The following is a 15,462-nucleotide window of genomic DNA, read 5'->3' on the forward strand; positions in this document are numbered from 1 at the left end:
AAAAGAAAATTATTTTTACCAAAAAAACAGGCCTGCTCTATTTTTTAATATGCAACCAATAATTGTTCCACCTGATTTACGCAAAGGCGATACCATCGGCATTACTTGCCCATCCGGTCATTTGCCGATAGAGCGCACCATTTTTGCAAAACAAACGCTGGAATCATGGGGCTTTAATGTAGTTATGGGAAGTACGGTTGGCAGCGGTCATTTTTATTTTTCCGAAACGGATGAAAGAAGATTATACGATCTGCAATCGATGTTGGACAATGAAAATATACATGCCATTTTAATGGGGCGCGGTGGTTATGGATTGAGCCGTATTATTGACAAGCTTGATTTTACAAAATTTAAAGCACGCCCTAAATGGATTTGCGGCTTTAGCGATATCACCGTTTTACATAGCCATATTCAAAGTCAGTTTGGGATTGCAACCTTGCATAGCCCGATGTGTGCTGCATTTAAAGCGGAAAATGACAGCAGCGCACCTATTCTTTCTTTACTGAATTCATGGAAGGGAGCACCTTCGGAATATAATTTTCCTGCTAATGAACATAACAGGGCCGGTAAAGGTGAGGGCATTCTGGCAGGTGGCAATCTTGCCATTCTTGCACATTTATCAGGTTCTGTTTCACAAATAAATACCGACGGAAAAATACTTTTCATTGAAGACATAGGCGAATATCTTTATAATATCGACAGGCTGTTATTGAATCTGAAGCGGGCGGGAACACTTAGTAATCTGCAAGGTCTGGTGTGTGGCGGTTTCAGCGATATGAAAGATACGGAGCGCCCATTCGGTCAGGATATTTTTGAAATTATTAAGGATAAAGTGGCGGAATATGATTATCCGGTATGTTTCGATTTTCCGGCAGGGCATATTGAAGAAAACTTCACACTTCAGCTGGGGAAATTGCATTATCTTAATGTCGGAGCAAAGAATGTTTCATTATATGCTTCTGTTTAATGCCATTTTACATCGAAAATCAATTTTCTTTATTTGTCCATCAAATATTTAAGGAAGTATTAATTATTGTATATACAATCAACTAACTATTTTTGTCACCTCAAATTAAAACATCAAACACAAAAACAAATATAAAATGAGAAAACTAACATTGACCGCAGCAGCAGCTGCATTACTATTTGCAGCATCCTGCAACAACTCATCGTCTGACCAGGCTGCAACAAGCGCTGCACAAACTGCAGCGGCTACTACAGGTAAAGAATACACTGCTGATGCTACAGCAAGCAGCATTCACTGGCAAGCAACTCATAAAGGCGGCGCTATGCCTCGTTATGGTACTATCAACATTACAGGCGGTACAATTGCTGCTGAAAATGGCGCGGTGACCGGCGGTTCTTTTGATGTAGATATGAATACGATAAAAGTTGATTCTGCATCGGTTCCTGAACCTGCAGACAAAGGACACAAAGCTATCGATTTGGAAAATCACCTGAAATCAGCTGATTTCTTTGATGTTGCAAACCACAAGACTGCTAAATTCGTAATTACCGGTGTTACTCCTTTTGATGTTACTAAAGATAAAAGCATGCTGGAAGGCGCTACAAATATTGTAAGCGGTAATCTTACAATTAAGGATAGCACAGTTAATGTTACTTTCCCTGCAAAAATTACAGTAAGTGATGCAAGCGTTGATGTACAAGCTAAATTCACAGTTGACAGAACATCATGGGGTTTAAGATTGGGTGCTGAAGGTAATCCTGCAAACTGGATGATCAGCAAGGATCTTGAATTGGAAATCAATTTAAAAGCTGTTTCAAAATAAGTTTTTCATAGTTGTAAATTTTAGATAGATAGCCCGCTGTTCTCAGTGGGCTGTTCTTTTATCCGGCCCGAAAATATTCAGGACAGAATTATGCGGATAAGTATATTTTCAGCCTGATTAAAACTAAAATTTGAGCTTATAACTCGTGCCATTCAGCTAAACAGCCGTACATTTGCAAATGTTTTGACATTGAATTTTCAGGTCTGTGTCATTTAATTAAAAGCCAAGATTATGGAATCCCAAACAAGTTTTGTGAATGGTTTGCTTTCATTGCAACATTATGACAGCGACCTTAAAAATATTGCAGAAAAAGTTTATCGCCAGGAAAGAATTACGGAAGCGGAAGGTTTATTATTATTTGAAAAGGCCGATTTGAATTTCGTTGGTGCGCTGGCAAATCATGTAAGAGAAAGACTGCATGGTAATAAAACCTATTTCAACAGAAATTTTCATATCGAACCCACCAATGTCTGCATCTTCACCTGTGGTTTTTGTTCTTATTCGCGTACTTATAAAAATAAGGAAGATGGTTGGGAACTGAGCCTGGAGCAGATGATGGATATCGTAAGAAAATATGATGGAGAGCCTGTAACAGAAGTGCATATCGTAGGTGGCGTGCATCCTAAAATGAATCTCGATTTCTTTTGCGATTTGTTGACGAGAATTAAAGAACATCGCCCCGATTTGCATCGTAAAGGTTTTACAGCCGTCGAGTTGGATTATATGATTCGCAAGGCGAAACTTTCTATTGAAGATGGCATGAGGAAATTAAGAGACGCTGGACTTCAATCATTGCCAGGTGGCGGCGCAGAGATTTTTGCGCAGGAAGTAAGAGATGAAATCTGCCCGGATAAAGTAGATGGTGAAGGTTGGCTTCATATCCATGAAACGGCACACAATTTAGGCATGCATACCAATGCTACTATGCTTTACGGACATGTGGAAACATATGCGCACCGTATTGACCATATGAGCCAGTTAAGAAACCTGCAGGATAAAACTGGCGGCTTCAACTGCTTCATTCCTTTGAAATTCCGAAACAGGGACAATGATATGTCGTATCTTACGGAAAGTACAATAGTGGAAGATTTGAAATTATACTCCATAGCAAGAATCTTCCTTGATAATTTCAAAAACATAAAGGCATACTGGCCTATGCTTGGCCGCCAGACGGCACAATTAACATTGGATTACGGTGTAAACGATTTGGACGGAACTATTGATGACACAACCAAAATATACACAATGGCCGGCAGTGAAGAGCAAACGCCTTCTATGACAACGGAACAGCTATGCGACCTGATTCATGCGGCCAAACGTCTTCCTGTGGAAAGAGATACTTTATACAATGAAATTCATGTGTATGAAGAAACGCAAGCTTAAAAATTCTTAAAAAACATAAGCGGTATTAATAAGATTAATACCGCTTTTCTATTTATAGGAAACAAAATGAATCATCTTATCGTGGCCATCCGATAAAGACAAGACATCATTTTGGGATTTTTAGTTAAACCTGAATGAGACACCGATGTTTACATCACTCATTTTATCATAACCACCTTCGCCATAAACTCCGAATACATGCGTGAAGTAATAACGTGCCCCGACTTTAATTACAGGATAGACATCGAAATTACCGCGGTCATCGTTTTGATTAGAAAAATCATCATCATAAGAGTAAGATAATTGTCTGAAACCAAGCCCTGCACCTGCATACACGTCGAGATTGCGGACAGGTATCAACTTATTAAAGTGATAATAAGCCAGGAATCCGCCACTGAAAGCAAATATCCGGTCTGTATACCGACGATTGGGGCCATATTCATATTTAGCACCTGCCATTGAAAGGTAACCGCCAAGTCCTAATTCTGTAATAATACCATGTTCGTATTTTACATATAAGGGACCGTAACCAAACCTGTGGTCATTGCCACCCCAATAATCAATACCGGTTCCTGATTTATTGGGAAAACCGACTCCCAAACTTAGAATGCCGGTGTTCTTACTGAATGAACCTATATTACGTGACCTATAAGGAGTATTATAAAACCCTTTAGCAGACTGCGCTTCAGATGAATAATGTGACAACAATAAAGGCAGAGCCAGGCATAAAATCCATAATAACTTTTTCATAAAATCTGTGTTTTGTTTCAGCAACGAGAACAACAAATGACATAGAAGGTTTGCCTGTGAAATCAAAAATTATCATAAAACCTTGTGAAAACATTTATTAAGATTTGCATTAATTTGCTTGTTCCATTTAAATTAAATATAAAAGAAATAGACAATGAACCTTCGGGAAGCCATATTGGAAGAACATTCCAAAGCTCAGACAAAAAAGATTACGGACTGGATTGGTGCAGATGTAAAAAGGCTGGATGCTTTGATGAATTTGTTTATGAATGATGAATACAGAGTGGTGCAGAGAAGTGCGTGGATGATAAGCGAGATAGCTAAAATGCATCCGGAAATGTTTGAAAAATATTTACCTGCATTAGTGCAAAAGCTGGAAGACAAAGGTGCGCACAACGCAGTAAAAAGGAATATTCTCAGAATTTTCGATACAATAGATTTACCGGAGCCGCTTCATGGCCCTATTATGCATCATTGCTTCGAAACATTGGAAAATGTAAATGAAACGTTGGCTGCGCGTGCTTTTTCCATTGGCATTCTTTCCAGATTGACGAAAATATATCCTGAAATAAGCAATGAATTTAAAATGATTCTGGAAGATTACCTGCAACATGAATCAGCGCCAAGCTTTAAAAGCAGGGCGAATAAGGCTTTGAAACAAATGAAACCATAGCTTTAACTCTAAATTGGAATTTAGAGGATTTGATTTCAGGTTTTTCATTTTTCATTTTTATACCTTTACCGCACAGAAATTAAACCGATGAATTCCGCTACAGATATCAAAAGTACCTTTATTGCAAAAAGTGATGTAAAAGCGCATGACCTTGAACATAAACGCAAAATCAATTTCAATATTGACAAGTATAATGCGGCGGTTATAAAAGGCAAGCATCAGTTTGCGCAACTGGATACAGCACGTAAACTGGCCAAGAATACCAAATGGCAGGCTATTGAACATCTGGATCTTCACCTGGAACAATTTGAAAAGCACTTTTCGGACAGAGGGGGTAAAGTAATCTGGGCAGAGGATGCGGACGAGGCATTGGAGGCCATTCTTGCAATTTGCAAGCAGCATAATGCCAAAACCATTGTGAAGTCAAAATCAATGGTTACGGAAGAGATTCACCTGAATGACTTCCTCGAAAAAAATGGCATGGAATCTGTAGAAACAGATTTAGGGGAATATATTCAGCAACTGGATGGCGAACCGCCCTATCATATTGTTACACCGGCAATGCACAAAAGTAAAGAGGACATTGCGGCATTGTTTCATGATAAGCTTGGCGTGCCTTCGGGGCTTTCTCCTACAGAGCTTACTTTGATAGCACGCGAAAAATTGCGTGCAAAATATACGGAAGCAGAAATAGGCATTACAGGCGGCAATTTTTTAATAGCAGATACGGGCTCTGTTTGCCTGACTGAAAATGAAGGAAACGGGAGGTTGACCACTGCTTTTCCACCGGTACATATAGCTATTGTAGGCATTGAAAAGGTATTGCCTTCCATGAAAGACCTGGCTTTATTCTGGCCACTGCTTTCCACTTACGGAACAGGTCAGAACCTAACTGTTTATAATACTATTTTCAACGGGCCAAAGCAAGCAGGAGAAACAGATGGACCAAAAGAAATGTATGTTATTCTGCTTGACAACGGAAGAACCAATTTATTGCGGAAAGAGGTAAGGGAATCTATGTATTGCATACGCTGTGGTTCCTGCCTGAATGCTTGTCCGGTTTATAAAAATATTGGTGGCCATGCTTATGGCACCACTTATAGCGGACCGATAGGCTCGGTTATTTCGCCACATTTGAACGGAATGGAAGAAGCCGGACATTTGAGTTTTGCATCAAGCCTTTGCGGCAACTGCACAGAAGTGTGTCCGGTTAAAATCAACATTCATGAAATGCTGTTGGAAAACCGTCATATTTACATAGAAGAAAAGATGGAAGGCATCAGTGAAAAGCTTGCCTGGCGTTTGTTTAAACGCGGCGTCCTGCACCGTGGCCTGATGAACAGCGCTAACGGAAAGGTTAAAAACATCGTTTTTGAAAAAGCGTTTAAATCAGCCTGGGGCGACAGAAGGGCTAAATTGAATTTCGCACCGAAATCGTTCAATCAATTGTGGAAAGAAAGGCAAAAAGGCTGATAACCGCAATTCGTTCAAAAAAATTATCTTTACAGCGAAGCAAATATGCTAATAAATGAATCTAAGACCAACACTACGCGATAAAAGCGAACCGCATACTTCTGCATTAAACGATATATTGTTTATCCTGTTGTTTTTCTTTTTAATAGTAGCGACATTGGCTAATCCTAATGTCATTAAACTAACTGTCCCAAAAGCAAAAAGCGACACGAAGTCAAAGCAGACCGTAGTTGTTTCAATTAATGAAAAGCAAGAGTTTTTTGTCGGCACCACAATGATACCTGCAGCTAATCTGGAACAAGCCATAGCAGAAGTTGCAAACAAAAGCCAGGATGCGGAAAAAACGATTGTTATAAATGCAGATAAACTTGCTACAGCTGATAATATTGTTGCCGTAATGCGTGCCGCACAGATATTAAAGATAAGAACGGTTCTGGCAGTTGATAAGAATTAGACATTAGAAGTCAGATATCAGACATTGAATATTGATGCCGGATAACTAATTGTGTTGCTAATATTGAATTATAATTCTGCAAGCATGGTTTCCAGTTCTGAAAGAATCATGGCTGTTGCACCCCAGATGAATTTCCCTTCATCTAACATATAAGCAATGGTCCGGATATTGAGATTCCCTCCGGAAGCCAGCACCTGCACCATTTCCTTTTTACTGAAAATCTTATAGATGGAAAGTCGCAGGATGTTGGCTACTTCATAATCAGATGCTACCAATACCGGCTCCTCATCACAAATTGCCATAACCGGATTTACAACAAAATTACTGACAGGAATATATAACGAAGACAACCGTCCTAAAACAGTTACTGTTCCTGGCTTTAGAGAGATTTCTTCATTGGCTTCCCTTAAGGCTGTTGCAATAATATCATTATCTGTTTCTTCTTTTTTCCCTCCCGGAAATGCAAGCTGACCGCTGTGTACGCCTCCGTCATTACTTCGTTCAATCAATACCAGCTTTATATCTTCTGATGTTGGATAAAGCAATAGCAACACTCCACTCTGTCTTGCATTCTCCGGAGCTTGTGAAGCGTCAGGACGTAACACACTCATCATTTTTCTTTGAGCTTCATAGCCGGGTAGCGGTTGCTGTATTTTTTCCTGTAATTCCTTTTTAAATTCAATCCATTGGTTCATAACTCTAAGGTATAATAAAGTCAAAAAAATGAGGGTGGTTAAAACAATTATTTTCAAAAACGATATCAGTATAATTAAGAATGGCTGCAACAAAAGTTGCAGCCATTCTTAATATTATAACTCTAAAAAAATTAATTACCGTATTCACTAAGAAATTTAATACGCATCAATTGCAATTGTTCGATGCTAACGTCCCTGTCTTTAAATTCATCATAAGCTTCATCCAGGTTATCGTCGGTAGCCTCCTTGAAGAAGTCGAAAATTTCCTCTTGCTCTTCTTCATCCAGTTCTTCGTCAATGCAATAATTAAGATTCAGTTTCGTACCACTTGCAACAATGCCTTCCATTGCCTGCAACAATTCTGCTACGGACAAATCCTTATTGCTTGCAATGGCTTCCAAAGGTATTTTCTTGTCGATATTCTGAATGATATAAACTTTCAAAGCACCTTTGTTTGCAACTGTCCTGATTAAAAAATCATCCGGTTTTTCAATGTCGTTTTCAGCTACATACTTGGCAATCAATTCCACAAATTTCTTACCGAACTTCATCGCCTTACCTTTACTTACACCCTGAATTTTCTCCAACTCAGCCATCGTGGTAGGATAGCTTAAAGCCATGTCTTCCAGGGAATTTTCAAGGAAAATAACGAATGGAGGAAGATTCTTTTCAGTAGCAACCTGCTTCCTTAATTTTACCAGCATCTCCAATAATACAGGATCTGCCGATGCGCTTCCGCCGTCTGTTTTTTCTTCTTCGTCCTCGCCGGTGTCCAGATCTCTGTATTGGTGGTTCATGGCCACTTTGATGGAATAAATCTTCTTCAGGAATTTATGCCCGGGTTCGTTTATTTTCAGCAAACCATATTCTTCAATATCTTTCCTGATGAAATCTTCCAGCATCATCTGACGAATTAATGATTGCCAGAATGTATCATCCATTTCCATTATCAAGCCTGCACCAAAAGATTTCAGCTTATCGTGTTTGAAGGTTTTTATTTGAGGATTGTTTTTTCCTAAAACAAAATCAACTACATAGTTGATTCCAAAACGTTCATCCAGTTCGGTAATGGCATCAAGAATAATTTTCACACTGTCTTTTACATCCAGCAATTCTTTCGGATGACAGCAGTTGTCACAATTTCCACAGTTTTCTATACGGTCAATTTCACCAAAATAGTGCAGCAATAAACGACGGCGGCAGGCGCCGCTTTCAACGTATGCAACGGTTTCCGTAATCAATTGGGCACCCATTTCACGCTCGCTCAATGGCTTGTCACGCATTAGGTGTTCGAGCTTCTGAACATCTTTATAAGAATAGTACAAAATACAGGTGCTCTGACCGCCATCTCTACCGGCACGGCCTGTTTCCTGGTAGTAATTCTCCAGCGATTTCGGAATATTATAGTGCATCACGAAACGCACATCAGGCTTATCAATACCCATTCCAAAAGCAATGGTAGCAACAATTACTTCTACATCATCTTTCAGGAACTGATCCTGACGCTGCGCTCTTGTTACCGCATCCAGACCGGCATGGTAAGCAACTGCTTTTATTCCATTCGCCCCCAGCATTCCGGCAAGCTCTTCCGTGGTTTTACGGTTCAAAGTATAGATGATGCCGCTCTTTCCTTTTACGGAAGTGATGTAACGCACCATGTGCTTTATAACCTGTGCCTTGGAAGTTTTAGGTATTACTTCATAATAAAGGTTGGGCCTGTTAAACGATGCAATATAAATTTCGGGAGATTTAAGTTCCAGATTTTTTACAATATCATCCTGAACTTTCGGCGTTGCCGTAGCAGTCAATGCAATGATAGGCAAATCAGGATTGATTTCTGTAATCATATCACGCAGCTTGCGATACTCCGGACGGAAATCATGGCCCCATTCGGAAATACAGTGCGCTTCATCAACAGCTACGAAAGAAATATTTATATCGGAGAAAAAATCGATATTCTCCTTTTTAGTCAATGTTTCCGGAGCAACATACAGCATTTTGGTTTTACCTTCTGTAAGGTCTGCTTTTACTTTGCGTTGCTGTACGCGGCTCAGACTTGAATTCAGAAAATGGGCAACATTATCGTCATCGCTGTAACCTCTGATTAAATCAACCTGATTTTTCATCAGGGCTATCAATGGAGACACGATAAGCGCCACACCTTCGCTGATAAGTGCGGGTAATTGGTAGCAAAGAGATTTACCACCACCCGTCGGCATAATAACGAAAGTATCCTTTCCAGCTAAAATGCTCTTAATAATTTGCTCCTGCTCACCTTTAAAACCATCAAAGCCAAAATACTTTTGCAATTCCTTCTTTAGATTCGGCCCACTCTTGGTCTTTGTTTTGGTTGCTTCCATGTTTGTTTTTTATTTCGAGATAAATTACAATAAATTTAAATCGCACCTGCTATTTCAGCGTGAATTTTTTTTGAAATGGGTGCGAAATTACAAAGGAAATGTTACATAAAATGCGTTTAATATACACGTAGAACCTATATCCAATCTGCATTGTGTAATATATAGATTTTTATCAACAAAAGAGAAGGATTATCCGGAACCGGATAACTTATTATTTTCTTTCATAAACAGGAATATACCAGTAAAATAAATCATTTTAAAAACCGGGGCAAAAAAAAATGACAACCTTAAAAGTTGTCATTTTCATATTTTAAGAAATCAAATCCTACATAGCGTTATTTCAAAAATGGCATTTTTACCACTACGGCTTTTAAAGCTTTATCTCTCACAGAAACAAAAACTTCTGTGCCTTCACCCGCAAATGCTTTATCTACATAAGCCATAGCAATAGCCTTTCCTAAGCTTGGTGATTGCGTACCTGATGTTACATATCCTATTTCGTTACCATCTGCATCCTGAATCTTGTAATGATGACGTGGAATGCCTTTATCAATCATTTCCAATCCTACCAATTTGCGTGTAACACCTTCTGCTTTTTGTTTTTCAAAAATAGCTCTTGAAGTAAAATCTTTGGTAAATTTGGTAATCCAGCCCAGACCTGCTTCCATAGGAGAAGTAGTATCGTCAATATCGTTTCCATAAAGGCAAAAACCTTTCTCCAAACGAAGCGTATCACGTGCACCAAGGCCGATTGGCTTCATACCTTTAGGGTCGCCAACTGCGAAAATAGCATCCCAGATTTTATCGGCTGCGCCGTCTTTATCTTCAAAATAAATTTCAACGCCACCACTTCCTGTATAGCCCGTTGCACTGAAAATCACATTATCAACACCCGCCATAGAACCTTTGGCAAAAGTGTAATATTTCAGATTAACCAGATCAACATCTGTCAATTCCTGCATATATTCCACAGCTTTTGGCCCTTGAATTGCCAACAAAGCAGTTTTATCTGAAATATTATGCATTTCAACACCATCTGTATTTTTTGAAGAAATCCAATTCCAGTCTTTCTCAATGTTCGAAGCATTTACAACCAACATGTACACCGCATTCTCTTCTATACAATACACAATCAAATCGTCCACAATACCACCTTCTTCATTAGGCAGACAGGAATATTGCGCTTTTCCTGCAGTTAATTTTGAAGCGTCATTTGTGGTAACTTTTTGAATCAAATCAAGCGCTTTGGGGCCTTTCAACATAAATTCGCCCATGTGGCTTACGTCAAATACACCGGCATTGTTACGGACAGTAGCGTGTTCGTCATTGATACCTGTGTAAGAAATAGGCATATTGTAGCCGGCAAATTCTGCCATTTTAGCGCCAAGCGCAATGTGTTTGTCTGTGAATGGTGTATTTTTCATTTGTAAGTTTTTCATTTGTCCAAATCAGGAAAATGCGCACAAAAATAGCAATATTCAGCTTATTATTATGCCTCGTTAAAAAATGCACAATAACTTTTTATTGATTTTCGTTTATTTTACTTACCTTATTTTTGTTAATTCGAGTAAATAGCTAAAAGCAGATTTAGTTTTCAATATGTTTCGATTTCAGAATTTCGAGTATTTGTCTATGCTCCTGCTTATTCCGGTTATAATTGTTTTGTACGTTATTTATTTAAGATGGCGCAAAACAAAAATCAATAAGCTGGCTGACCCCGCACTTATAAAACATTTGGTAAAAGGCCGTATTGCAGGTCGCAGTACCACCAGAATTGTTTTATTGATAATAGCGCTGTTTTTCAGTATTGTCGGATTGGCAAATCTGCAAAAAGGTGCCCAAACCGAAAAAGCGGAACGCAAAGGGGTGGATGTATTTTTTGCATTGGATGTGAGTAAAAGCATGCTGGCAAAGGATGTGCAGCCGGACAGGCTTACGCGTGCCAAACAGCTTATTGAAACCATGATTAATCAAATGGTGAATGACAGAGTTGGATTGGTGGTGTTTGCAGGCAAAGCTTATTTACAAGTGCCATTGACTATTGATTATAGTGCTTCCAAAATGTTATTGGGAACAGTGAACCCTGACATGATACCAACACAGGGAACCGTTTTGGGTGATGCCGTTGATTTAGCAAATACATCTTTCAGCCAAAAAGAGAGAAAATACAAATCCATTATTCTTATTTCCGACGGGGAAGACCATGATGAACGTGCTTTGGATGCTGCGAAAGAAGCAGCGAAAGAGGGGGTTATAATTCATACAATAGGGATAGGCTCACCGCAAGGTTCTACTATTTTCGATCCGGAAACGGGCGCTCCGAAACTGGATGAGAACGGGCAACCTGTTATCACTAAACTCAATGAAGAGGCATTGAAATCCATAGCAGCTTCCACGGGCGGCACATACACTTACCTTACCAATACCAAGCAGACTGCAGACAAATTGATTTCATTGGTGGATAGTATGGAAGGTAAGAGTTTCGGAAGTGTTTTGTTTACTGACTATAACAGTTATTTCCAATACTTCATAGCTGCAGCGTTATTACTGATTATTGCAGAATGGATTATTCCGGCTGCATCATTACTAAAAAAACAATCGGTTTCTATTTAATGGTTATAAAAGTGAGAAATATAATTACTCTGTTATTTGTGTTGAATTACTGTCAGGTGTCAGCTCAAACGGCGCCTGCACCAAAACCTCAGAATGTAAATCCTGAATTGCGCAAAGGCAACGAATTATATAAGGACAAAAAGTATAAAGACGCGCAACGTGTTTATACAACAGCATTACAGAAAAATCCTTTATCAAGGACGGGCATGTTTAACCTGGGAGATGCTTTGTACAAAAGCAAAGATTATGAAAATAGCAGAAAGGTTCTGGAAGCAAGCATTAAGAATACAAAAGACAAAAAAGAACAGGCAAGGGCTTATCATAACATCGGCAATACTTATCTCGAAGAAAAAAAATGGGAAGATGCTATCAATGCTTATAAAGAATCTTTAAGACGCGACCCTACAGATGCCGATACTAAATATAATCTGGCTTATGCCAATGCCATGCTAAAAAAAGATGGTGGAGGAGGTAAAAACAACAAAGACAAAAAAGACAATAAGGATAATAAAGACAAGCAAAATCAGGATAAGAAGGAGCAGGATAAAAAGGATCAGGATAAAAAAGATGGTGACAAAAAAGACCAGCAGGACAAAAAAGACGAGAACAAACAGGAACAAAAGCCTCAGGGCCAGCCAAGTAAACTGACTAAAGAACAAGCTGACAACCTTCTGAATGCATTACAGCAAGAAGAAAAAAAGCTACAGGACAAGAAAGAAAAAGGCAAAGCCGTTCCTGTTAAAATGGAAAAAGACTGGTAGTATTCAGATATTAGATATTAGATAACACAAATGTTGAAATATCAAAAAAGAGGCTGCAATGTAATATTGCAGCCTCTTTTCGATTGGATTTAGAAATTTTCTTTAAGCTGTTTGCAACTCATGCTGAAAAGAAACAATCCCTGTTGAAACATCATACATTGCAGGAATTATTTTAATGGTACCATTTTCTACATAAGATCTGATGACTTCACTTTGAGCCATCATTTGCTCTACAGAATGCAATACATTTAACATGGAAACCTTGTTTACAAATATGCTGTTTGTACCTGTTCTGTTTTCTGTTTCAGTGATTTCATTGGTAACAGAATCTTTGATTTGGGCTAACAGATCAGTAAGGTTCCCTAATTTAACATCGTCACACGCACCTTTTATGGCGCCGCAACCTGTATGCCCCATTACCAAAATCAATTTGGAACCGGCAACCGCAACTGCATATTCCAGAGAACCCAGAACATAAGGCGATATTACATTTCCGGCTACACGGATATTAAAAATATCTCCGATTCCCTGATCGAAAATCAGTTCTGCAGGAGCACGGGAATCCATACAGCTTAATATAGCAGCGAATGGTTTCTGGCCATCTTTTGTTTCTTTTACTTTTTGTAATAAATCGCGGTTGGCGCTCAAGCCAGATGTAAAGCGCTCATTACCATCTTTCAATAATTGTAATGCCAAATCAGCGGTCATAGCTGAAGGATCAATATTTACAGGTGCCATTTGTTCAGTTTTTTGTTTTAAATATTATTTATTTCAATTATCAGCATTAAGATTCCAGTTCTTTTAGCAATTTGCTATACTTACCGGACCATTTTTTTGCTTCTTCGTTTGCCTCTAATTTATCCATAGAAAGATGTACACTCGATCCCTTCGGGATTTTATATTCATTCCTGAATCCGACAAGGGAGACTGTAATATTTTTGGATGGGGCTTTTGCTATATAAAACTCCCTGATTTCTTCAAGGATATCATAATCTATATATTCTGAAAGTGTTGCGTCTATCACAACTGTTATATCTTCAGGGAAGCTGTCTAATGTTTGTTTGATACTCCCTTTATTTAAGAACGATACCTCTTGTGCTAATTCCAATGTAATTACATCCTGATTTTCCAATTTGATACGTTTGTAATAATATGGGATCCTTATATTGGCACGTAACAAATAGAAAATACTCATAATCATTCCTAAACCAACTCCTTTTAACAAACCCAAAAAAGGCAGGGCTACAGCGATGGCAGTTATAACAAACGGAACAAATTCTGTCCTTCCTACTTTATACATGTGAACAAAAACCGAAGGCTTAGCCAGGCGATACCCTGTAAATATCAGAATCGCAGCCAAAGCAGACTTAGGAATCATGTTTAAAACGGTAGGAATAGCGGCCACACACGCAAACAGCAAAATTCCGTGTATAATAGTTGAAAGTTTTGATTTGGCCCCGGCATTGATGTTGGCACTGGAGCGAACAATTACGGATGTAATGGGAAGGCCGCCTAAAAGACCACTTACAACATTACCAACGCCTTGCGCTATGAGCTCACTATTGCCCGAAGTGTTCCTTTTCAATGGATCCAGTTTATCTGTCGCTTCGATACACAATAGTGTTTCGATGGAGGCAACAATCGCAATGATTAAACCATATTTCCATACCTCGGGATTCTTAAATCCGGACAAGTCAGGCCTTGCAAACTGGGCAAAAAAATCGGCTGCAGATTCCGGTACTTTCAATTGTACCAGATAGTTTTCGCTTAAACGAAGTGTATCACTGGATTGTTGAAATAGCAAAGCAAGTAAAGTCCCTATTATAACAACTACCAATCCTGCAGGAATCATCTGCACTTTCTTAAAAGGCTTGGTATTCCATAAAATCAAAAGTCCCAGACATACTATCGTTATCAGAACCGCCCCCCAGTGTATATTATCGGATATACCTGTAAGAATGTTTACATCCATTCCGCGTTCTCCGTCAAGCATACCAACGCGGTTTTTAGAATATCCCACCGCATCAGGTAATTGCTTAAATATAATCGTTAGCCCGATACCAGCTAACATTCCTTCAATAACGCTGGTCGGGAAAAAATTGGCAAATGTTCCGGCTTTTATAATACCTAACAGCATTTGCAAAGCGCCTGCGACAATTACAGCACAAAGAAAAATTTCGAATGTTTTCAATTCTGAAATTGCTCCTACAACAATAGCAACAAGCCCTGCAGCAGGACCACTTACACTAAAAGTGCTTTTACTTAAAAAACCTATTATTATACCGCCGATAACACCAGCTACAATTCCAGAAAATAAAGGCGCATTGGATGCTTGTGCAATCCCAAGACATAAAGGCAAGGCGATTAAAAATACGATAAGGCCTGAAACAAGGTCATTTTTCGCCGTTGCGAAAAAAGATTTTTTGTGTGACATATAAAAATGTGAGTTACAAAATCAATAAGATTACAAGAAGTCATAACAATATTGAAACCCGCATCCCAAGGACTCA

General features: G+C 38.9%; 14 protein-coding genes. 8 read left to right on the plus strand and 6 right to left on the minus strand.

Annotation, left to right across the window (positions count from 1 at the left end):
• The first annotated feature begins 49 nt into the window (after positions 1-49).
• The 3 genes from F0919_RS04755 (at position 50) to mqnE (ending at position 3,173) form a co-directional block, all read left to right on the plus strand.
• Positions 50-967, plus strand: a complete 918-nt coding sequence (locus tag F0919_RS04755) for a S66 peptidase family protein (RefSeq protein WP_150031561.1) — start codon at positions 50-52, stop codon at positions 965-967.
• Positions 968-1,103: 136 nt separating this feature from the next.
• Positions 1,104-1,790 (plus strand): YceI family protein, encoded by a 687-nt coding sequence (locus tag F0919_RS04760; RefSeq protein WP_150031562.1) that lies wholly within the window; start codon positions 1,104-1,106, stop codon positions 1,788-1,790.
• Positions 1,791-2,021: 231 nt separating this feature from the next.
• Positions 2,022-3,173, plus strand: coding sequence for an aminofutalosine synthase MqnE (gene mqnE, locus F0919_RS04765; RefSeq protein WP_150031563.1), 1,152 nt, complete (start codon positions 2,022-2,024; stop codon positions 3,171-3,173).
• Between the two features lie 120 nt (positions 3,174-3,293).
• Here mqnE and F0919_RS04770 read toward each other — a convergent pair whose 3' ends face one another.
• Positions 3,294-3,923: a porin family protein gene (locus tag F0919_RS04770; RefSeq protein ID WP_150031564.1), complete on the minus strand. Its 630-nt coding sequence runs from the start codon at positions 3,921-3,923 to the stop codon at positions 3,294-3,296.
• A gap of 154 nt (positions 3,924-4,077) precedes the next feature.
• Between F0919_RS04770 and F0919_RS04775 the strand changes: the two genes are divergently transcribed.
• The 3 genes from F0919_RS04775 (at position 4,078) to F0919_RS04785 (ending at position 6,523) form a co-directional block, all read left to right on the plus strand.
• Positions 4,078-4,596: a hypothetical protein gene (locus F0919_RS04775; protein WP_150031565.1), complete on the plus strand. Its 519-nt coding sequence runs from the start codon at positions 4,078-4,080 to the stop codon at positions 4,594-4,596.
• A gap of 87 nt (positions 4,597-4,683) precedes the next feature.
• Positions 4,684-6,069, plus strand: a complete 1,386-nt coding sequence (locus F0919_RS04780; RefSeq protein WP_150031566.1) for a LutB/LldF family L-lactate oxidation iron-sulfur protein — start codon at positions 4,684-4,686, stop codon at positions 6,067-6,069.
• A gap of 55 nt (positions 6,070-6,124) precedes the next feature.
• Positions 6,125-6,523 (plus strand): ExbD/TolR family protein, encoded by a 399-nt coding sequence (locus tag F0919_RS04785; protein ID WP_150031567.1) that lies wholly within the window; start codon positions 6,125-6,127, stop codon positions 6,521-6,523.
• Positions 6,524-6,591: 68 nt separating this feature from the next.
• Here the strand turns inward: F0919_RS04785 and F0919_RS04790 are convergent, their stop codons facing one another.
• The 3 genes from F0919_RS04790 to gcvT form a co-directional block, all read right to left on the minus strand.
• Positions 6,592-7,218 (minus strand): NUDIX hydrolase, encoded by a 627-nt coding sequence (locus F0919_RS04790; RefSeq protein WP_150031568.1) that lies wholly within the window; start codon positions 7,216-7,218, stop codon positions 6,592-6,594.
• 131 nt (positions 7,219-7,349) lie between these two features.
• On the minus strand, positions 7,350-9,578 hold the full coding sequence (gene recQ, locus F0919_RS04795; RefSeq protein WP_150031569.1) for a DNA helicase RecQ: 2,229 nt from the start codon (positions 9,576-9,578) through the stop codon (positions 7,350-7,352).
• A gap of 335 nt (positions 9,579-9,913) precedes the next feature.
• A complete protein-coding gene (gene gcvT, locus F0919_RS04800) occupies positions 9,914-11,002 on the minus strand; it encodes a glycine cleavage system aminomethyltransferase GcvT (protein WP_150031570.1) in 1,089 nt (362 codons plus the stop codon).
• Positions 11,003-11,177: 175 nt separating this feature from the next.
• Here gcvT and F0919_RS04805 point away from each other — a divergent pair, with 175 nt between their 5' ends.
• Entirely contained in the window at positions 11,178-12,191 is a 1,014-nt protein-coding gene (locus tag F0919_RS04805; protein ID WP_150031571.1) for a VWA domain-containing protein, read from the plus strand.
• Positions 12,192-12,247: 56 nt separating this feature from the next.
• A complete protein-coding gene (locus F0919_RS04810) occupies positions 12,248-12,952 on the plus strand; it encodes a tetratricopeptide repeat protein (RefSeq protein WP_190277263.1) in 705 nt (234 codons plus the stop codon).
• 102 nt (positions 12,953-13,054) lie between these two features.
• Here F0919_RS04810 and F0919_RS04815 read toward each other — a convergent pair whose 3' ends face one another.
• Together F0919_RS04815 and F0919_RS04820 are read right to left on the minus strand one after the other, a co-directional pair.
• Positions 13,055-13,690, minus strand: coding sequence for a carbonic anhydrase family protein (locus F0919_RS04815; RefSeq protein ID WP_150031573.1), 636 nt, complete (start codon positions 13,688-13,690; stop codon positions 13,055-13,057).
• A gap of 46 nt (positions 13,691-13,736) precedes the next feature.
• The gene (locus F0919_RS04820; RefSeq protein ID WP_150031574.1) at positions 13,737-15,386 is read right to left on the minus strand and encodes a SulP family inorganic anion transporter; all 1,650 of its coding nucleotides are present in this window, start codon (positions 15,384-15,386) and stop codon (positions 13,737-13,739) included.
• Positions 15,387-15,462 lie beyond the last annotated feature (76 nt).

It is taken from the genome of Taibaiella lutea, from assembly GCF_008629695.1.
Classification (GTDB): domain Bacteria; phylum Bacteroidota; class Bacteroidia; order Chitinophagales; family Chitinophagaceae; genus Taibaiella; species Taibaiella lutea.

What these genes read in the sequence shown, in the direction of transcription:
- F0919_RS04770 (WP_150031564.1), bottom strand. Translation starts at nt 3,923, where the DNA reads ATGAAAAAGTTATTATGGATTTTATGCCTGGCTCTGCCTTTATTGTTG.
- F0919_RS04755 (WP_150031561.1), top strand. Translation starts at nt 50, where the DNA reads ATGCAACCAATAATTGTTCCACCTGATTTACGCAAAGGCGATACCATC.
- recQ (WP_150031569.1), bottom strand. Translation starts at nt 9,578, where the DNA reads ATGGAAGCAACCAAAACAAAGACCAAGAGTGGGCCGAATCTAAAGAAG.
- F0919_RS04760 (WP_150031562.1), top strand. Translation starts at nt 1,104, where the DNA reads ATGAGAAAACTAACATTGACCGCAGCAGCAGCTGCATTACTATTTGCA.
- mqnE (WP_150031563.1), top strand. Translation starts at nt 2,022, where the DNA reads ATGGAATCCCAAACAAGTTTTGTGAATGGTTTGCTTTCATTGCAACAT.
- gcvT (WP_150031570.1), bottom strand. Translation starts at nt 11,002, where the DNA reads ATGAAAAATACACCATTCACAGACAAACACATTGCGCTTGGCGCTAAA.
- F0919_RS04790 (WP_150031568.1), bottom strand. Translation starts at nt 7,218, where the DNA reads ATGAACCAATGGATTGAATTTAAAAAGGAATTACAGGAAAAAATACAG.
- F0919_RS04805 (WP_150031571.1), top strand. Translation starts at nt 11,178, where the DNA reads ATGTTTCGATTTCAGAATTTCGAGTATTTGTCTATGCTCCTGCTTATT.
- F0919_RS04775 (WP_150031565.1), top strand. Translation starts at nt 4,078, where the DNA reads ATGAACCTTCGGGAAGCCATATTGGAAGAACATTCCAAAGCTCAGACA.
- F0919_RS04815 (WP_150031573.1), bottom strand. Translation starts at nt 13,690, where the DNA reads ATGGCACCTGTAAATATTGATCCTTCAGCTATGACCGCTGATTTGGCA.
- F0919_RS04780 (WP_150031566.1), top strand. Translation starts at nt 4,684, where the DNA reads ATGAATTCCGCTACAGATATCAAAAGTACCTTTATTGCAAAAAGTGAT.
- F0919_RS04820 (WP_150031574.1), bottom strand. Translation starts at nt 15,386, where the DNA reads ATGTCACACAAAAAATCTTTTTTCGCAACGGCGAAAAATGACCTTGTT.
- F0919_RS04785 (WP_150031567.1), top strand. Translation starts at nt 6,125, where the DNA reads ATGAATCTAAGACCAACACTACGCGATAAAAGCGAACCGCATACTTCT.